We start from the raw sequence: 19,172 nt of genomic DNA on the forward strand, positions 1-19,172 counted from the left end.
TGCCGGAAACCGAAAATGCACTATGTTGCATTTTTTGTGGAAATCATCTAGATTCATACGCAAATCTGCGGCCACTCAGGCTGTTCTGCACGTAAACGGAGGAACTATCATGCATAAACTGGTCATCGCATTGCTGGCTGCCGGCATTGTCTCGGGGGCAGCGTTCGCGCAGTCGTCGCCACTAAAAATCGGCTTCGTGGCCGAACTCTCCGGCCCGCAGGCACCACTCGGACAGGACCAGTACGATGCGCTGATGCTGGTGATTGAGCAGAACGGCGGCAAGCTCGGCGGTGTGCCGGTGCAGGTCATCAAGGAAGACTCGCAGCTGAAGCCCGACGTCGCCAATCAGGTGGTCGACAAGCTGCTCGAGAAAGACAAGGTGCCGATCATCACCGGCGTCACCTTCTCGAACATCATGATGGCCGTGCACAAGAAGATCACCGACAAGGGCGTCTTCCTGATCGGCTCCAACGCGGGGCCATCGCCGGTGGCTGGCGCACAGTGCTCGCCGTATTTCTTCAGCACCTCCTGGCAGAACGACAATCAGGCTGAGGTCGTCGGCAAATACGCCAGCGACAAGGGCTACAAGAACGTGATCGCCATGGCACCGAACTATCAGGCCGGCAAGGATTTCGTAGCCGGCTTCAAGCGCTCGTTCAAGGGTGGCACCATCACCGACGAGATCTACACGCCGCTTAACCAGCAGGATTTCTCGGCCGAGTTGGCACAGGTCGCCAGCAAGAAGCCCGACGCGCTCTACGTGTTCTATCCGGGCGGCCTCGGTGTCAATTTCGTCAAGCAGTTCCAGCAGGCTGGTCTCAACAAGAGCATCACCGTCATGAGCACCTCGACCGTCGATGGCAGCACTCTGCCTGCGCTGCGCGACGCTGCGATCGGCATGCTGTCGGGCACCTTCTGGGGCCCTGACTTCCCGAACGAAGCCAACCAGAAATTCGTCGCGGCCTTCGAGAAGAAGTACAACCGCATTCCCTCGCAGTATGCGGCGCAGGGCTATGACGCGGCGCAACTGCTCGACAGCGCGATCCGCAAGGTCAAGGGCAAGGTGGAGGACAAGAAGGCCTTCCACGCAGCGCTCAAGGCGGCCGACTTCAAGTCGATCCGCGGCAACTTCAAGTTCGGCAACAACCAGTTCCCGGTGCAGGACATGTACATGTTCGACGTCGCCAAGGACAGCAAGGGCCGCGTGAGCCTGCGGACCGTCGCCAAGCCGCTGGTGAACCACGTCGATGCCTACGCGGCGCAGTGCAACATGAAGGCGCTGTAAGCGAAGCCTTCGCCGAAGTGAAGGGCGAAATCGCGATCAGCTTTGGCATGAAACGTATATTTCATGCGGGCTGGCGGCGCTTTTTGCCTGATATCGACATAACGCGTCAATGGCGTTCAGGCCCCGATTGAATGGGGTTTTTGCAGAAAAGCTGTAAGTAACTTTTCAACGTGGATTGCCGCCTGGGCGGAAGTCACTGAAACCGGTTTGCGATCATCCGTGGCGTCATGACTGCTCAACTTGCCTTCTCACAACTGCTAAACGGCTTGCAACTTGGCGTGCTGCTGTTCCTGCTCGCGGCGGGGCTTACGCTGGTATTCGGCATCATGAGCTTCGTCAATCTCGCGCATGGCTCGCTCTACATGCTGGGCGCGTATTTCGGTGCCGCAATGTTTGCGCGCACCGAGTCGTTCCTGCTCGGACTGATCGCGGCGGTCGTCGGCGCCGGCCTGGTCGGCCTGCTGCTTGACCGCTTCGCCCTGACCAAACTCTACGAGCGCGATCACCTCGATCAGGTGCTGGCAACCTTCGGGCTGATCCTGTTTTTCAACGAACTGATCCGCATCATCTGGGGGCCGTCCTCAGTCTTCATGCAGGTGCCCGATGCCTTGTCGAGCACCGTGGAAATTGCCGGCTTCAGTTACCCAAGTTACCGCCTGGCAATCATCGCCGCCGGGGTGGCAGTGGCGCTCGGCCTCTGGCTGCTGATTCAGAAGACGCGCGTTGGCATGCTGATCCGGGCCGGCGCCACCAATGCCGGCATGGTCGCCGCACTCGGCGTCAACATCAAATGGCTCAACACGCTGGTGTTCGCGCTGGGTGCTGCGCTGGCCGGTCTCGCTGGTGTGATGGCAGGACCTATCGTGTCAGTGCAGCCTGGCATGGGTGAGCCGGTGCTGATCCTCACGCTGGTGGTCATCATCATCGGCGGCCTTGGTTCGATTCGCGGCGCGTTCTACGCCGCGCTGATCGTGGGTGTCGTCGATACGCTGGGCCGCGCCTTCATGCCGACCATCATGCGGACGCTGTTCGAGCGCAGTACCGCCGATGCAGCGGGCCCTGCGCTGGCGTCAATGCTGATTTACCTGTTCATGGCCGTGGTGCTGGCGTTGAAACCGCAGGGCCTGTTCCCGGCCAACGCAGGAGCAACGCGATGAGCGGCAATACATTGTTTCCCGTCAGCGTTGGCTGGGGTGCGCCACGGACAATTGCCGCAGTCGTGGTGCTGGCGCTGCTGGCGCTCTTGCCTTTCATCGCCGGAAGCATCGGTTCCGACTACTACGTCGGCTTCGGCACACGAGTGCTGATCTATGCTCTCGCGGCGATCGGGCTCAACTTCATCCTCGGCTTCGGCGGCATGGTGAGCTTGGGACACGCGATGTACGTGATGCTGGGCGCCTACGCGGTAGCGATTCCGTCAACGCATGGCATTGTCTCCGGCTGGCTACATCTCGCGGTTGCGGTTGCAGCTACTGCGGTACTCGCTGCCGGCGTCGGCGCCGTTGCCTTGCGCACCAGCGGCATTGCGTTCATCATGATCACGCTGGCGTTCGCGCAGATGCTTTACTTCGGTGCGGTCGGACTGAAGGACTACGGCGGCGATGATGGCCTCACCGTTGCCGAACGCAGCATCGCCGGGCTCTACGACCTGTCGAATCCGACCACTCTCTACTACGTCGCGCTGGTGACCGTGCTGCTTGCGCTTTACCTTTCCTGGCGCGCTGTATTGAGCCCGTTCGGGTTGGTGCTGCGCGCGACCAAGGCGAACGCAAGACGCGCAACGGCGCTCGGGCATCCAGTGTTTCGTTACCAGTTGACGGCTTACGTCGTCTCTGCCGTAGTCTGCGCGGTGGCTGGCGTGTTGCTGGCCAATCTGACCAAATTTGCCTCGCCTTCATATGGCGCGTGGACGCTGTCGGGCGAGCTGATCGTTATCGTTATCCTTGGCGGTATCGGAACGGTGTTCGGCCCGGTGGTCGGCGCCATCATCCTGCTGGTGCTTGAAGAACTGTTGCCCAGCCTGGTGGAAATGGTGACACCCGACTACAAAGCTAACTGGATGCTTCTCCTCGGGCTGTTCATCTTTGTCGTCGCACTCGTGCTCAAACGTGGCGTCTTTGGCTCGCTCCCCGACATCGGCAAGCATCGCGGTGGGCAAGGATGAGCGCCGGATTGAAGGCACCGCGATGAGCGCTCTTGTCACCCAATCACTGGTCAAGCGTTTCGGCGGCGTGCTGGCGACCGATCATGTGTCGCTGACCGTCGAGCCCGGTGAAATCCACGCCATCATCGGCCCCAACGGTGCTGGCAAGAGCACGCTGATTGGGCAGCTCGCGGGCGAGATCGCGTCCGACGAAGGTCACGTGCTGATGTTCGACGAGGACGTCACCCAAGTACGGACGCATCAGCGCGCGCAGCGCGGTCTCGCACGAACCTATCAGGTCACGCAGCTCGCCAGGGAATTCACTGCGCTCGACAACGTGCTTCTGGCAGTCAACGCCCGCGAGCGACACAACTTCCGCTTCTGGCGCAACGCACACGATGACGCGACCGCGATGGCCAAGGCAACCACCGCGCTCGCCACGGTCGGCCTGGGTGCCATGCATCACGCAACGGTCGGCACCATGGCGCACGGCGAGCAACGGCAACTCGAAATCGCGATGGCACTGGCGACCGAGCCGAAGCTGCTGCTGCTCGACGAACCGCTCGCCGGCATGAGCCAGGGCGAGTCGGCCGCGATCGTGGCACTGCTGCAATCACTGCGTGGGCGCTATCCGATGTTGCTGGTCGAACATGACATGGAAGCCGTTTTCGCGCTGGCCGATCGCGTCAGCGTACTTGTCTACGGTCGCATCATCGCCACCGATACGCCGGACGGCGTGCGCAACAATCCGGAAGTGCGTGCCGCCTATCTGGGAGAGGCTGCATGAGTGAACTCCTGCAGGTGAGGCGTCTCTGCGCTGGCTACGGCGCCAGCAATGTACTGTTCGATGTTGATCTCACCATCCGCGAAGGCGAAGTTGCCACCCTGCTTGGACGCAACGGCATGGGCAAGAGCACGCTGGTGAAGTGTCTCTGCGGCTGGCTCAAACCAAGCTCTGGCAGCATCGAGTTCAATGGCAAGCCGGTGGCTGGCGCCCCTGCACATGTGATTGGCAAACTGGGGCTCGGGCTGGTGCCGGAAGGGCGGCAGGTGTTTCCGACGCTGACTATCCGCGAAAATCTGGTTGCAACCGCAAGACCGCCGCAGAGCGCCAGTGCAGCGCCATGGACTATCGAACGCGTTGTCGCCTTCTTCCCGCGTCTCGGTGAACGCATGAACCAGATGGCCGGGACGCTCTCCGGCGGTGAGCAGCAGATGCTTGCCATCGGTCGCGCGCTGATGACCAACCCGCGCCTGTTGATTCTGGATGAAGCGACCGAAGGACTCGCGCCGCTGGTACGCATGGATATCTGGCGCGCACTCGGCAAACTCAAGAGCGAAAAGCTGGCGATGCTGGTGATCGACAAGGACCTGCGTGCCCTGCTGCCGCTGGCCGATCACCACACCGGCCTGGAAAAGGGCCGCGTTGTGATTGCTGGCTCGTCCAGCGAAGTATCGGCCCAGCAGGAGCGGCTGCACACGCTGATTGGCGTCTAGGAGTCTGTCGGGCTTTGCCTGCCGCTCCAGACGCCGCACCAGCTTCGGCATAATCCTCGCCATGGCGCACTACGCATTGACGTTCGGCGATCCGGCCGGTCACGTTCTCGACATCGAGATTTCCTTCACGCACCCTGCGGCCGAGCAAAAGCTGGCGATGCCCTCATGGATTCCGGGCAGCTATCTGATGCGGGAATTTGCCCGCCACGTGATTGAGCTCACGGCCGAACAAGATGGACAGGTTGTTGCCGCCGGCAAGATTGACAAATCCACGTGGTCGCTGCGCGCCAACCCTGATCTGCCCCTGCGCGTCCGTTATCGCGTCTACGCCTGGGATCGCTCGGTTCGCGGTTGCCAGTTCGACTCCTCGCGTGGCTTCATCAATCCCGCCGCCTGTCTGCTGCAAGATGTTTCCAGTCCCGACGGATCGTGTGTGCTGGACGTTCACGCGCCAGCGTTTGCCGGTAGCGAGCAATGGCGCTGCGCCACCACGATGGCACCAGTCGCGGTCAGCGAGCGTGGCTTCGGCCGTTATCACGCGGCCAGCTACGACGAGCTGATTGACCATCCGCTCGAGTGTGCCAACTTCGACGAATTCAGTTTTGTCGCAGGTGGCGTGGCGCACCGCTTCGTGGTGACCGGTCGCCATCGTGGCGACCTGCAACGGCTGCAAACCGACGCCCAGAAGATTTGTCAGGGCCACTGCGATCTCTTTGGTGGACCCCCGCCATTTCCATCGTACTTGTTCCAGTTGCATGTGGTCGACGACGGCTATGGTGGCCTCGAGCATCGCTCAAGCACGGCCCTGATCATGCCCCGCAACGATTTGCCGGCGGCGGGCGACAGCACGATTTCGGAGGGCTATCGCGAATTACTGGGGCTGATCAGCCATGAGTATTTCCACGCATGGAACGTCAAGAAAATCCGGCCGGCCGCCTTCGTAGGCCAGCACGGCTACGACACTACGCAAGAGGCATACACGCGTCTGTTGTGGCTGTTTGAGGGCTTCACCAGCTACTACGACGACCTGATGCTGAAGCGCGTCGGTCTGGTGACGGACGCGGACTATCTGAAACTGATCGGGCGCCGTTTGACTCAGCTGCTGCGCTCACCGGGCCGACAGCGGCAGTCGGTTGCCGACGCCAGTTTCGATGCCTGGATCAAGTATTACCGCGCCGACGAAAATGCAGTGAACTCGCAGTTCAGCTACTACCTGCGCGGCAGCTTCGTGGCAATGGCACTTGATCTGATGCAACGGGCTGCGGGCGAGGACGCGCCGACGCTGGACGACCTGATGCACGCGCTGTGGCGTGAATTCGGGCAGACCGGTCGTGGCGTCCCGGAAAACCCGGAAGCATTCTTTTCACAATGGGCGCAACGGGATCTCGGGCCGTTCTTCCAGCAGTACGTGAATGGCACCGAGGATCCGGACTGGGCCACGCTGTTCGCATCGTTCGGCATTGTCTACCGAACGCGCCCTGCTGCCACCGCCGCCGACCGAGGCGGCCGTGACGAGTCAGACATCGCCACCAATGCCCGTACGCTTGGCATGCAGATCGGCGACGGCGGCGCGTTGCCGGTGCTCAAGCACGTGCTTGCCGGTTCTTCCGCCTGGCGGGCGGGGCTCAGTGCCGGTGACACGCTCATTGCCATCGACGGTCTGCGTGCCGGCAGTGCAACGCTCGGCAAGCACCTCGCCCGGTTCGGCAAAGGGGACCGGCTTGAGATGATGTACTTCCGGCATGACGAGCTGCGAAGTGCGACGATTGAGATCCCCGAGCCCCCGCTCGACACAGCGTGGCTTGAGGCAAAGAGCGACGATCCGCTTTGCACCGCGCGGCGGGATCGTTGGCTTGGCTCCGCTACTGCGCCGTAACTCCGGCGGAGTTTACGACTCAGTCGCTGGCAACGACCGCGCGATTCTTGCCGCCCTGCTTGGCGGTGTATAGCGCCGCGTCGGCGCGGGCCAGCATCTCGGCGAAACTGCCGTCTTCGGCGACGGACGCGGCGAGCCCGACACTGCACGAACCATCCGCGAACCCGGCGTCGGCCAGACCATCCACGATACTTTGCCGCAACCGCTCGCCCATGTTGCGTGCCGTCGCAAGATCGGCCGAGTCAAGCAGCACGATGAACTCGTCACCGCCCCAGCGGCCCAGCCGATCGCGGGTACGCAAGCCGCGGGCGATGACCAGCGCAACCTCCTGCAGCAGTTCATCACCACGGGCATGCCCGAAGCGATCATTGACGGGCTTGAGGCCGTCCACGTCAAACAGCAGTACCGCAAAAGGCCGATTCTCGATCCGCGCCCGACGGAAGCGCGCGACGGCAGTGCCTTCAATTGCCGAGCGCGACAACACGCCCGTAAGACTGTCGGTATCGGCGCGGCGGCGGAAGCGGCGTGCACGCTGCAATTGCCACACCGCGACAGAGCCAGCCAGCAGTGCAGCCAGCGCCACGACAGCAACAATCAGGCGCTGATTGAGCAGCCGCTGCTCGGTGGCCTCCAGCTGCGTTTCGCGCAGACGCGCCTCCTGCTCCAGTTGCTTTTCGCGAAACTCGCGTTCGCTGAGCCGGTGCAGATCGCCTTGCGCGGCCAGCACACCGCGCTGCAACTGGCGTTCGCTCTCGACGCGCAGGTTAAGGGCGTCACGCAGGGTATCCACCGCCTCCGCGCGCTTGCCCTCTGCCACCAGCACATCGGCGTCGGCTTCCCGCAACATGGCAACCAGCCAGATCTCGGCGGACGGTGCCAGCGCGTCACGCGCCCGCACATAGGCTTCGCGTGCTTTCGCCGGCTTGCTCTCCCTCGCTGCAACGCGGGCATCGGCAAGATCGAGCCGGCCGCGCAGGATCGGGTCGTCAATTGCGTCACGCAATGGCATCGCCCGTTCGATCCACTGCCGCGCGATGTCAAACTCCTGCTGCTCGATGGCCAGATTCACGCGATCCAGCGCCGTAAGGAATTGACCGAGCGGATCCGCATATTCCTTAGCCTGCTGGTGACTGGCCTCCAGCAGTTGCGCCGCGCGGGACTTGAGCCCGACCGCGCGACTGGCTCGCGCGACTGCGTGTTGCGTGGTTCCGATGAACTCCGGGTTGCCCGAGGCCGCCGCGCGATCGAGCAAAGTCTCTGCCGCAGCCAGCGCCGAAGCAGCATCACCGACCGAACGCAGCAGCTCGACGCGGCCATAAAGAACCGCAAACGTAACCGTGTTCATCTTCTGGCCACTGCCTTCAACGATCACCATTGCCTCGTTGGACAACCGCATCGCCGCAGCGTACTCGTCCGCTTCCTGCAACAGCGTCGCGTAGGCGCTCAGCTGACGCGCCAGCTCAATCTGGTTGCCCGCTGCGCGCTGCATCTGCAGAGCCCGCTCGATCCGTTCACGGGCCGAAGTTGGCGACTGGCGCCGCAGGGCAAGCAGCATCTGCCCGGCGAGTGCATCGAGCGACGCAATACGCGACGCGTCACCAGTCTGACGGGCCAGCTCCAGCGCCGCCTCCACCGCGGGAAGCGCAGATTCACTGCCGCCCTCGGCATAGCGGAAGTCACCGAACTGAAAGATGAGTTCAGCGATCAGTTTGGGCGGATCGCTGGCGTCGAGCCGGTTGATCGCATCGATGAGATTGGAGCGCAATGTCTGCGCACCCGCGTCACGCTGCTGCCGCAATCCGGCAAGCTCGGCATCGGTAATCGCCGCATGCACCACACCGGCAAGCGTGGTCAGCGCGGCCAATACAAGCAGCAACACAGCATGTCGCCACCAACGTTTCGTGACGACGTCATGCGCGCATGACTTCACCATTGCCAGCCTCATGCCGACGTCATGCGAAGCGGGTGACGTCTGGCTGCGGGTCATCCCATCAGCCAGCAGCCACCCATCGCGTCGTCCCATTACTACTGCCACCTCTTGTTGCCAACATCGCGAGCCGGAAGCTCGTCGATGGACGCTACTTTTTTCCAGGCCCGCCACCTACAGCCGCCGCGCCCGTTGGCCCCAACGCGCGGGCTTGCACCACCAGCTTGTTGTGGGCATCAAGGAAAGCCGCAGCAATGACCTTGCCTTCGTTGGTAATCCCCCATCCGGCCGCACCGCCAAGCACCTTGCCAATCACAATGCCACCCACGCCAAGATCGGTTGCCCGTGCCGCACCGGTCGCCGCCGCCAGCTGTTCGGTCGTCTCGTTGTCAGTCAGAAGCAGAACGACCTGCGCTTCCTTGAACTTCACACCGCTGGCCACACCCGCCCAATCGCGAAGCGCAGGAATCATGCCAAGTATTGCGGCGATACCACCGCCCGCGTTGTTCTCGCTGAAGGTCAGCGAAGGCGTCAGGGTCATGCGTGCGCCGATACCTTCGCCCTTCTTCGGTACGGTCTCCGCCTTGAGGATGCCCGCATCCTTCAGTTCCTGCTCCTGGATCGTGCCACGCAAACCGGCGGCGCGATCAACCACCCGGAAGCAGCCCGACTGCTGCATCATCACGCGGATCAGCGGCAGCGGCGTCGGCGGTAACTGGTACTGCGAGAGCACGGTGTAGCCGTTCGGGCTCTCGGCGAGTGCGATGGTGGCAATCGGTGCGTCGCAGGTCACCAGTTCCTTCGCGGCATCCTTCGGCCCGGCAGGCCCCGCCGAGCCCGACACTTTGCTGCCACCTTCGCCAAGATCGGTTTGCCGGCACGACGCGAGCGCAACGACGGCAATGGCCGCAAAAGCGATAAGCAAGACGGGGCGGGACGGCATGGCAGGCAAGCAGTTACGATTTGCCCACATTTAACCCGAATACGCCGTCGCTGCGGAGCCGAATTGTCCGCACTGGCGGCGCCATCAAACGGATATCACGTCATGCTGAAACTCTGGGGCCGCGTCAATTCATCCAACGTCAAGAAGGTGCGCTGGACCTGCGCCGAGCTGGACATTCCCTACGAACGCGTTGACGCCGGGCTGCACTTCGGCGTGGTCAACAGTGACGAGTACCGCGCGATGAACCCGAACGGCATGATCCCGGTGATCGACGACGATGGTTTTGTGCTGTGGGAATCGAATGCCATCGTGCGCTACCTGTGCGCCAAGTATCCCAAGGCCCCCTTTTGGCCGGATGACTTGCATGTTCGTGGCGCCGCGGACCGCTGGATGGACTTTCAGCAAGGGACTATGGGGCCTGCATTGGGGCCGCCGTTCATGCAACTCGTCCGTCAGCCCGAACGTGAGTGGGACATGGAAATGATCCGGCGAAACGTCGCGAAGTCTGGCGAAATTTGGCAAATCGTCGACCGCCAGCTCGGACAGACGAAGTGGCTGGCCGGTGACGAGTTCACGATGGGCGACGTGCCGCTGGGCATTCTTGCCTACACCTGGATGGAACTGCCGCTCGGCAAGGTCGGGCTGGAGCACTGTCGACCGAAGCTCACCAATGTCTGGCGCTGGTACGACCAGTTGCAGGCGATGCAGAATTACCGCGATATCGTGGTGATCGGTTTGACCTGAAATCTCGACGAAGTGCGCTGCGATCGGCACAACGGCGGTACTATCCAGAATCTCCAGGACATCTGAGCCGCCATGCAGCCCACTGTCACGGCCCCGACATCGCAATTCGAACGACTGGCCAATGTCGTTGCGCTGCCAATCGGGCGCTGGGATCGCAATGCACGCCTGATTTTCTGCAACACGCCCTACCTCGCGTGGGCGGGGCGTCGACAAGAAGAATTGCTTGGCGGCACGCTGACCGCACTGTTCGGCGAAGCAGCATGGCAAGCAGCGCGCCCGGCGTTCGAGCGCGCCTTTCAGGGCGAGATCAGCAGCTACGAGCGACTGCTGACGCACGCGCCGCATCCCGAGCGCTGGGTCCGCATCCAGGTGTTCCCCGAGGCCGGCTCCGATGGCACCGTCGCGTCGGTATTCACAATCGCCACCGACATTCATCAGGATGTGGTTCAGCGCGACGCACTGATCGCCGCCCGCAAGCGGCTGGACCGCTTCACCGACAACATCCCGATGCCGCTGGTTTATCTCGACGTCGAGTGCCGGCTGCGCTTTGTCAACCGCGCCTGGCGCGAAATGGTGGGCGATGCCAGTGAAAACGCCCTCGGCCGCCACGTCAGCGAAGTCCGCGGCGAAGCCATCTGGCTGGAGCAGAAACCGTACTACGACAAAGCACTGGCCGGCGAGCCGTCACATTTCTCGCGATTAGTGCGCCGCATTGTGGGTGGTCCGCGCTGGATGCGCACCAGCTACTACCCGGACTTCGACGACGGCGGACACGTCGTGGGCATCTACACCCTCTCCACCGACGTGCATGAGCTGACCTCGACGCAGGAGCGACTGCGCCGGAGCCTGGAGCGCGACGCGCTCACCGACGCCCTGAGCCGGCAGACGATGATGTCCTGCATCGAATACTCGCTGACCGACACCAAGCAGGAATACGCGCTGTTCTTCATCGATCTCGATGGTTTCAAGGCGGTCAACGACGAAAAGGGGCATCACGCCGGCGACCGTCTGCTGGCGGCTGTCGCCGCCGCGCTGCGCGGCGCGGTTCGCGCTGAGGACGCCGTCGGCCGTTTCGGTGGTGATGAGTTTCTGGTGCTCGCGCGAGGCTGCGGCCGCGCCCAGGCGCAGGCGCTGGCGGAGCAACTGCGGCGCACTGTGCAGGCCACCGCAACGGCCGCTGGCGTGAACGTCAGCGCCAGCATCGGCTTCGCCATCGCGCCGACCGACACCCGCGACCCGGTAGCGCTGTTGCAATATGCGGATGCCGCCAAGTACAGCGGCAAGAATCGCGTGATGCCCTTGGGCAAGCCAGGCACGGACGCGCCCGGATAGCCGCGCGCCAAGCGACCGCGGACCGATCTGCTCGTCGCTGCAAGCCCGGGAATCACATCAGCTATTGTCCCAAACCGTTTATGTACAGGGCGTGGAGCCCGATTTGATAAAAAGTCGACTGAGAGACTATTTTCCTCTTTAGCCCAATAAGAATAAGGGTTTCGCGCAAAAGTCATAGACATCCAATCGGTATGTGCCGGATCGTCACTGCTACCCATCCCGGCAATCAATACACTGTGCGCCATGCAGTCCGCCACGCCCCCCCTTCCGCCGCTTGAACAGCCCTACCTCGACCTGCTGCGCCAGGTGCGCACGCAAGGCGCGACCAAAACCGACCGCACCGGCACCGGCACGCTGTCCACCTTCGGTGCGCAGCTACGCTTTGATCTGCAGCGCGGCTTTCCGCTGATCACCACCAAAAAGGTGTTCTGGAAGGCGATCGCCTACGAATTGCTCTGGTTCCTGCGCGGGGACAGCAATGCCAAGTGGCTGCAGGAACGCGGAGTCACCATCTGGGACGAATGGGCCAAACCCGACGGCGACCTCGGCCCGGTTTACGGCGTGCAATGGCGCAGTTGGCCCACGCCGGATGGTGGACACATCGACCAGATTGCTGAAGTCGTCAAGCAACTGAAAACGACCCCTGATTCGCGCCGCATCATCGTCAGCGCGTGGAACGTGAGTGAACTCTCGAAGATGGCGCTGATGCCCTGCCATGCGTTCTTCCAGTTCTACGTCGCCGACCCGGTCGCGCCCGCAGACCGCGCACGCGCCGCACGCGAGGGCCTGGCCGACACGCTCCCCAAGCCGCGCCTCTCCTGCCAGCTCTATCAGCGCAGCGCCGACCTCTTCCTTGGCGTGCCGTTCAACATCGCAAGCTACGCGCTGCTCACCCACATGCTCGCGCAGCAGTGCGACCTCGACGTCGGCGAATTCATCTGGACCGGCGGCGACTGCCACATCTACCAAAACCACTTTGAACAGGTCGATCTGCAACTGACCCGCGCGCCGATTGATCCGCCGCCGACGCTCGTCATCAAACGCAAACCGGCGTCAATTTTTGACTACGAATACGAGGACTTCGAGATCGCCGGGTATCAAAGCCACGCGGCGATCAAGGCGCCGGTGGCGGTGTAGGCTATGCCCAACAACAGCAGTCGCTGCCCCGTATGCGCGTCCGTTGGGGCGAAGATTCAGCCAGGCGCACTTTTCAAGCGCACAACCTGTGCGCAATGCGGTGAATTTGACATTCTGGTTGACGCCGCCAATCAATTAGCGCAGGAAGACGCCAAAACCCGAGCACACTTGTCAGCTTGGATCAGGCAGTCTGGCAAACGACTAGTACGCACTGCGGACGTCAACGCGGCAGCGGTCTTGCGACGACCGAGTCTATTGCGACGCGCCGACGCAATGCTCCGGTTTGTCTCGCAACGAGTGCGTCTAGGTGAATCCTTTCAATACGGCACTTTCTCACATGTAGTCCCCGACGGGGTGGGGGGTGCAAGTCGACCGATAGCAAACCCGCTGTTGGCAGTCGGCTGGAATTTGGACGAAAGCGAAGCACGGTACATGCTGGGCGATGTCCTATGCGAAGAAATGCAGTTGCTGAGCCTTAGACCGCAGGGAGACTATTGCATTAGCCCCAAGGGCTACGTTGCACTCGAATCGAACTCAAGTACTGCCGCTAATGTTGCGTTTTGCGCCATGTGGTTCAACGAAGAAATTCGATACCTCTTTGATGAGATCATGAAACCTGGGATAGAGGCGGCAGGATATGAGGCATTTCGCATCGATCAGAAAGAGCACAACAACAAGATTGACGACGAAATCATCGCTGCCATACGCTCGTCACGGTTTGTCGTAGCCGACTACACCGGCGAGCGTTGCAACACTTACTACGAGGCCGGATTCGCTCATGGACTTGGCTTACCGGTCATTTTCATGGTGCGCGACGGGACACCGTTGCACTTTGATACGCGGCAGTACAACATGATTTTTTGGACGCCGGACGACCGCGCGACTGCATCCGCTCGTCTGAAAAGTCGCATACTGGCAACTCTCGGTCGTGGCCCGTTCAACCTCGAAGCTGGCGACTAGATTGTCCATCCGCGCGATCATGATCCACGCCTCCGATACCGCTGAAGCAATGGCGTGGTACGCCCGCGCCTTTCCGCGAGCGGAGCCGAAGCGCATCGTCTGGTCGGGTGGCGAGTTCGAGTGTCTGGAGATCGACAGTGTCCAGATCGAGTTTCATCCGGCCGACGAAAAGGTCACCGCCGGTGCCGCTGGCAGCGTGGTGTACTGGGCCACCGACGATTTCGATGCGACGCTCGCGCACCTGCAATCGCTCGGCGCCGCGCTCTATCGCGGCCCCGGCCGCATCGAAAACGGCGAACAAATGTGCCAGGTGCGCGACCCGTGGGGCAATTGCATCGGGTTGCGCGGGTGAGCGAGTAGACAGACAGTTTGTTCGCGGGCAACGCGTTGCCCATCGTGGGAAGGCGTGCAGCTCAACAGAAATTATTACCGGCGATGAGCGTTTTCAGCGCAACTCCGTGCGTTTGAAGGTGACGCACTGCGCCCTGCGTTCCCGTGGGCGCGGCGACGGAAATCCATCACACCCGGAGAACCCCATGTTCCAACCCAGCTCCCGCAAAGCGCTCCTGCGCCGCGCCGCCACACCCGTTTTCGCCTTGATACTCGCCGTCGGCACGGTTGGCGCCCAGACGCAACAAATCGTCACGACCACCTACCCAGGCATTTCGATCACCACGGGGAACCCAACTGGCACTCAGCTATCGGCGGTTGCCTACCCAATCACCGTCAATACGACTGGCACGCTGGATGTGGAATTCACCACCAGCCCGGGGCATTGTTCGAGTATGTTCATTCGCTTTGAACTGGACGGCAACACCGCAACGCCGGTTTACACCTCTCCGGCCGTACTGGCGGCCAATCAGAGTACCGGCTTCGTCACGCTCGGTCCGGTCTCAGCCGGCACTCACACGGTTGCGATTCGTGCAGAAGGCACGGTGAACGGCTGCAACTTCGGCACATTGGTCGGCTGGGCCGGCACCGCCCGCGTGCGCACATCACAGGCGATCTCGGCCGAAGCACCCAGCGTGGTGCCAACGCTCGACGGGCGTAGTATCGGCCTGCTGGGCGGATTGATCGGGATCGCCGCTCTGTTCGGCCTGCGTCGCCGCTGGGGTGCATGATGCCGGTCTGGGCTTGCACTTCGGCGCGACGCAGTGGCTCCCGTCACTTGTGCTGGGTTGGTGCGGCGACATTCGCCGCTGCCCTGTCAACCTCGCACGCAGCGTGCCCGCCTGCCGGTGCGGAGTACGTGATCAAGGGCTTTACCGGCGACACGCGCGTGACGGCGCGAGGCACCCCGCCTGACAAGCGGGGAGGCTGCTTCTGGAGGACCGAGGACGGCCGCGACCTTTGGTGGAATATGGGTAGCGATGTCAAACCGGCACCGCCGCGCCCTGCCGGCTACTCTGCGACTGGCAAAGGTGCGCTGAGGCCAGGCAGCGTCTATCGGTGCACGTTGCCCGGTATCGGCATGTTCACCGGCGCCTATTTCGGCATCGTCGATGGCAGCACCTACCGCAACTTCGACGGCAAACGCGGCACTTACACGTTCGACCAGCGCACGGGCATCCTGCGGCTCGTGTCTGGCTCATCGAAGGGACTGAGTTATCAAAGGCAAAGCGAGGGCAATTTCCGCGTACTGGACGAGCGCGGCAGGATCACCGGCGGCAACTGCGCACTCAACGAGGCATTGTCAATCAATGGGCGGTGGTAGTCCGCTCGCGTCGCCAGCGTCCGATGCGTTGCGGTGCCAGCGTTGCGGTAGCGCGGGTGAATTGCGACACGCTCCATCGCCCACGCCCACGTCCGGTATCTGGTGCGCGGCCTGTCATCAACGCTTCCACCTGCAACAGCGCCGATGGCATGGCGCCGTTCAGCTGCTTCCGTTTCTGGCGATCGTGATCGGCGTGCTGGCGGCAGTGCTCCGGCAGCGCTACTGAATCTTGCGGAGCTTATCGGCAATCAGGGTGCGACGACGCACTTCCGACGCGGCGAGCGTACGCTTCGCCGCAGCGACATCGATAATTTCCAGTGCGTTGCGATACGCCTTGTGCGCCTTCGCGGCGTGCGACTTCGGCAACAACAGCGCATCACCGAGCAGTTCGAATGCCTCGATCAGACTGTCCTGAAAACGGGCGTTCGGGTGCGTCGCGACGAGCGCCTGCATCTCGATGATGGCGGTGTTGAGCGCATGCCGCGCCTCCGCCCCGCGTCGCGCACCCACATGTGCGCGTCCGGCGTGCATCAACGACAGCGCGGCTGCCGCCGCGTTCTCCGGTGCGGTGTCCCGAAACTTCATCTGCATCGCCCGCGCCCGCATGTGCGCTTCCGCTGCAAGATCAAACTGATTGCGGCCAAACGCGAGGTTGCCTGCGCGCCGGTGCGCCAGCGCCAGAGTTGCCTGCGCATCCACGTCGCCGGGTGCCGCCTCGAGGCGCTCTTGAGCCATTTTCATTTCGATGCGTACATAGGGCTCTGCGTCATCCAGGCGACCGGCCTTGATGAGCTGCCGCGCCGCCCACCCCGCCGACGACGTCACGCCCGAACGCATCGCCTCGTTGCCGGCGTCGGCCGAGAGCATTTTTTGCATGAGCTGGGCCGCGTCCACCGCCGCCGCGACCGACGCGTCGAGTCGGTCCACGGCCTCGTACGCAGGAACCAGCCGCGTCAGCACAATGGCCAGTTCGCGCTGGCGATAGCTGTTGTTCGGTTCTGCGGCAGCCAGGCGCCGTGCGCGCGCCAGCGCTGTTTCGTACAAAGCCACGGCGTCAGTCTTGCGACCCAACGCCCAAGCACTCTCGCCGTCGCGCAAGTCGCTCTCGTACAGCGCCGACTGCAGTCCTGGAAAGTCCGGTGCGCTCTTCGCGATCTCAGCGCGGATCTGGCGAGCCTCCGCATACAGCGCAAGGGCAGCGGCAGGATTCGACATGCCTTTGCCACCGTCGCGCCCGAGAAAATCCCCGTGGGCATCGAGCGCGGCGGCCAGGTTCAAACGCGCCTCAGTACGGCGCGGTTGCGACCCACTGGCCTGGCGCCATGCTGCGACTGCAGATTCGTATCTTCCGCTCGCCACCGGCAAATCGACGCGCTGATACGCCAAGTGCGCCTCTTTCAGCAGCAAACTGGCACGCGCTTCGGTCACGGCCTGCGCTTCACCTCCCGCACTGACGGCAAGCTCCAGCAGGTTGTTGGCGGTACGGTAACTCCCCGCGGCCCCGTCAAAATCTCCCTGGTTTGCCTCGGTAAAGTTGCCCTGAATGTCGCCGATCCGGGCGTAGGCGTCCGCGAGCTCAATCAGGAGTTGTGCGTCGTGCGCATTGCCGCCAGCCTCACGGCGCAGGGCTGACAGGTATTGCAACGCATCCTGCACGAGCTGCCGCTGAACCGGCAGCGAACCAGGGAGCGATTTGATGCCATCGTAGTACGAAAAAATGAGGCGGTTGGCCTGCTGTCGCACGTCACCAAAGCGTCGTTCAGCAACGCTGCGTTGCGCTTCAGCCACCTGCCCTTGCCAGAGCGCGACGGCGACAGCACCCACAACGGCCGTCAATGCCGCAGCACTCACCGCCACCGGCCAGCGGTGGCGTGCCACGAACCGGCCTGCGAGGTAGCGCCATGTGCGCGGCCGGGCAGCGACCGGGCGCCCCGCGAGCGCAGCACGCAGATCATCGCCCAATGCCCGGGCCGATGCGTATCGCGCTTCGGGCCGCTTGTCGATCGCGCAAAGAATCACGTCATCCAGATCGCTGCGACGAGCCAGTAGCGCAGTCGGGCCGCCGCCGGCTGAATGGGTCGCAGCGGTCGCACTGGGGCGCGCCGGTTCTGACGTTACCAAATGATGCAGCACCTGCAGTGCCGTGTCACCGGTTTGCCGGTAAGGATGGCGTCCAGTCAGGACTTCATAAAGGATCACGCCGAGCGCATAGACATCGGTCGCAGTCGTGATGGGGCCACCCTGCAACTGTTCAGGCGCAGCGTAGGCTGCGGTGAGCGGCGCACCGGCGTCGCGCGTCAAGTCATTGCTGTCGGAGTCGAGGAGCTTTGCGACCCCAAAGTCGAGCAACTTGGGTTCACCCAACTCGTCGATGAGAATGTTCGCGGGTTTGAGATCACGGTGTACCAGGAGACTGCGGTGCGCATAGTCAACGGCATCGCACACCTTGATCATCACCGTCACTACGTCGGCGAGTGTCTGATGCGGTCGGCGCGCCCATGTGACCAGCTCTGTCCCTTCGACATGCTCGAGGACGAGGAAGGGCTGTCCATCCGGCGTCGCGCCCGCGTCATACAAGCGTGCGATGTTCGGATGATTCAGGCCGGCGAGAATGTCGCGTTCTCGCTGAAATCGCGTGTGAAAGTCTTTGCCCGACACCGTTCGCAAAATCTTGATCGCGACGGTCTGTGTGAAGTCGCTCGCCCGATGCGCACGGAAAACCACACTGCTTCCGCCCTCCCCGACCAGTGCGTCCAGCACAAAAGCGCCAACGGTCTGCCCGGCTGAAGCCGTCGCAAACGCGCGCGCGACGGTCACTGCGTCTGGCGCATCCGGCATGCGATCCTCTGCGGCAAGGAGCGCCTGCAAGAGCTCAGCGGTGGGTACGTCGTCGCGCGCAATGTTCTGCAGCGCCAATTGCCGGCCTGCGGGATCGAGTGGCAACAGCACATCGAGCTGCGCCTGCAGGGCTTGCCACTGGGCCGCCGTCATCGTCGAACTCATGGCGCGAGCGCCCGGCCAAGCCAGAGTTTGGCCATGGTCCAGTCCCTGCGAACCGTCGCGTTCGAGATGTTGAGTAACGCGGCAATTTCATCGACATCCATGCCGCCGAAAAACTTTAACTCGACGATCTGCGCCTGCCGCGCGTCAAGCGCCGCGAGCGCATCGAGCGCATCATGAACCGCGAGCAGATCAACGCCACCATCTGTCGCCACGCCGCTGGCGTCCGCTGCGGATAGCGTCAGGATCGCAGCACCTGAACCGCGCTTCTGCGCGTTGGCCTCGCGAGCGTGATTCACCAGAATCCGCCGCATCATGGTGGCGGCCAACCCAAAGACGTAGGCACGGCTGCTCCAGTCAACCTCTCGCTGACCGCAGAGTCGCAGGTACACCTCGTTCACCAGCGCCGTGGGTTGCAACGTGTGGCCGGGTGTCTCGCGAGCCAGGTAGCTCCGGGCAACGCGACGCAACTCCTCGTAGACGACTGGATAAACACGATCGAGCGCCGCACGGTCACCGCGCCGGCACGCCGCGATATCCTCCGCTGCGACAGTAAACTGTTCAGACACGCCTGCTTCAATTGTCAGATCGTTTGTCAAAAGCATATCAAGCCT

At 62.6% G+C, this 19,172-nt stretch carries 17 protein-coding genes; 13 read left to right on the forward strand and 4 right to left on the reverse strand.

The genetic code is table 11. From position 1 onward, the window contains the following. The first annotated feature begins 109 nt into the window (after window positions 1–109). The 6 genes from FKL89_RS14185 to FKL89_RS14210 all read left to right on the forward strand — a co-directional run bounded on the left by FKL89_RS14185 (window position 110) and on the right by FKL89_RS14210 (window position 6,801). The gene (locus tag FKL89_RS14185; RefSeq protein WP_156863425.1) at window positions 110–1,285 is read left to right on the forward strand and encodes an ABC transporter substrate-binding protein; all 1,176 of its coding nucleotides are present in this window, start codon (window positions 110–112) and stop codon (window positions 1,283–1,285) included. A 227-nt stretch (window positions 1,286–1,512) separates the two neighbouring features. Next, window positions 1,513–2,442, forward strand: coding sequence for a branched-chain amino acid ABC transporter permease (locus FKL89_RS14190; protein ID WP_156863426.1), 930 nt, complete (start codon window positions 1,513–1,515; stop codon window positions 2,440–2,442). Continuing rightward, on the forward strand, window positions 2,439–3,449 hold the full coding sequence (locus tag FKL89_RS14195) for a branched-chain amino acid ABC transporter permease (RefSeq protein WP_156863427.1): 1,011 nt from the start codon (window positions 2,439–2,441) through the stop codon (window positions 3,447–3,449). Before FKL89_RS14190 ends, FKL89_RS14195 begins: the two co-directional genes overlap by 4 nt. Before the next feature lie 22 nt (window positions 3,450–3,471). Further along, window positions 3,472–4,215 carry an ABC transporter ATP-binding protein gene (locus FKL89_RS14200; protein WP_156863428.1) on the forward strand — a complete coding sequence of 248 codons (744 nt, stop codon included), beginning with the start codon at window positions 3,472–3,474 and terminating at the stop codon, window positions 4,213–4,215. Further along, entirely contained in the window at window positions 4,212–4,925 is a 714-nt protein-coding gene (locus tag FKL89_RS14205; RefSeq protein WP_156863429.1) for an ABC transporter ATP-binding protein, read from the forward strand. The genes FKL89_RS14200 and FKL89_RS14205 overlap by 4 nt, the downstream gene beginning before the upstream one ends. A gap of 61 nt (window positions 4,926–4,986) precedes the next feature. After that, window positions 4,987–6,801 carry a M61 family metallopeptidase gene (locus tag FKL89_RS14210; RefSeq protein WP_156863430.1) on the forward strand — a complete coding sequence of 605 codons (1,815 nt, stop codon included), beginning with the start codon at window positions 4,987–4,989 and terminating at the stop codon, window positions 6,799–6,801. A 19-nt stretch (window positions 6,802–6,820) separates the two neighbouring features. Here the strand turns inward: FKL89_RS14210 and FKL89_RS14215 are convergent, their stop codons facing one another. Then, window positions 6,821–8,677 carry a GGDEF domain-containing protein gene (locus tag FKL89_RS14215; RefSeq protein ID WP_162527526.1) on the reverse strand — a complete coding sequence of 619 codons (1,857 nt, stop codon included), beginning with the start codon at window positions 8,675–8,677 and terminating at the stop codon, window positions 6,821–6,823. Window positions 8,678–8,879: 202 nt separating this feature from the next. Beyond that, window positions 8,880–9,671 (reverse strand): CsgG/HfaB family protein, encoded by a 792-nt coding sequence (locus FKL89_RS14220; protein WP_156863432.1) that lies wholly within the window; start codon window positions 9,669–9,671, stop codon window positions 8,880–8,882. A gap of 102 nt (window positions 9,672–9,773) precedes the next feature. Between FKL89_RS14220 and FKL89_RS14225 the strand changes: the two genes are divergently transcribed. The 7 genes from FKL89_RS14225 to FKL89_RS14255 all read left to right on the forward strand — a co-directional run bounded on the left by FKL89_RS14225 (window position 9,774) and on the right by FKL89_RS14255 (window position 15,558). Next, window positions 9,774–10,415, forward strand: a complete 642-nt coding sequence (locus tag FKL89_RS14225; RefSeq protein ID WP_156863433.1) for a glutathione S-transferase family protein — start codon at window positions 9,774–9,776, stop codon at window positions 10,413–10,415. 72 nt (window positions 10,416–10,487) lie between these two features. Further along, window positions 10,488–11,747, forward strand: coding sequence for a sensor domain-containing diguanylate cyclase (locus FKL89_RS14230; protein WP_156863434.1), 1,260 nt, complete (start codon window positions 10,488–10,490; stop codon window positions 11,745–11,747). A 243-nt stretch (window positions 11,748–11,990) separates the two neighbouring features. Continuing rightward, window positions 11,991–12,884, forward strand: coding sequence for a thymidylate synthase (locus tag FKL89_RS14235; RefSeq protein ID WP_156863435.1), 894 nt, complete (start codon window positions 11,991–11,993; stop codon window positions 12,882–12,884). A gap of 390 nt (window positions 12,885–13,274) precedes the next feature. Next, window positions 13,275–13,844, forward strand: coding sequence for a TIR domain-containing protein (locus tag FKL89_RS14240; RefSeq protein WP_156863436.1), 570 nt, complete (start codon window positions 13,275–13,277; stop codon window positions 13,842–13,844). 19 nt (window positions 13,845–13,863) lie between these two features. Then, a complete protein-coding gene (locus FKL89_RS14245) occupies window positions 13,864–14,196 on the forward strand; it encodes a VOC family protein (protein ID WP_156863437.1) in 333 nt (110 codons plus the stop codon). A gap of 184 nt (window positions 14,197–14,380) precedes the next feature. Then, window positions 14,381–14,965, forward strand: coding sequence for a hypothetical protein (locus FKL89_RS14250; protein ID WP_156863438.1), 585 nt, complete (start codon window positions 14,381–14,383; stop codon window positions 14,963–14,965). A 128-nt stretch (window positions 14,966–15,093) separates the two neighbouring features. After that, the gene (locus FKL89_RS14255) at window positions 15,094–15,558 is read left to right on the forward strand and encodes a hypothetical protein (RefSeq protein WP_162527527.1); all 465 of its coding nucleotides are present in this window, start codon (window positions 15,094–15,096) and stop codon (window positions 15,556–15,558) included. Window positions 15,559–15,777: 219 nt separating this feature from the next. Here the strand turns inward: FKL89_RS14255 and FKL89_RS14260 are convergent, their stop codons facing one another. After that, a complete protein-coding gene (locus FKL89_RS14260; protein WP_156863440.1) occupies window positions 15,778–18,561 on the reverse strand; it encodes a serine/threonine-protein kinase in 2,784 nt (927 codons plus the stop codon). Further along, window positions 18,558–19,127 carry an ECF-type sigma factor gene (locus tag FKL89_RS14265; protein ID WP_238363367.1) on the reverse strand — a complete coding sequence of 190 codons (570 nt, stop codon included), beginning with the start codon at window positions 19,125–19,127 and terminating at the stop codon, window positions 18,558–18,560. Before FKL89_RS14265 ends, FKL89_RS14260 begins: the two co-directional genes overlap by 4 nt. Between the last annotated feature and the right edge of the window lie 45 nt (window positions 19,128–19,172).

It is taken from the genome of Casimicrobium huifangae (genome assembly GCF_009746125.1).
Classification (GTDB): Bacteria; Pseudomonadota; Gammaproteobacteria; order Burkholderiales; family Casimicrobiaceae; genus Casimicrobium; species Casimicrobium huifangae.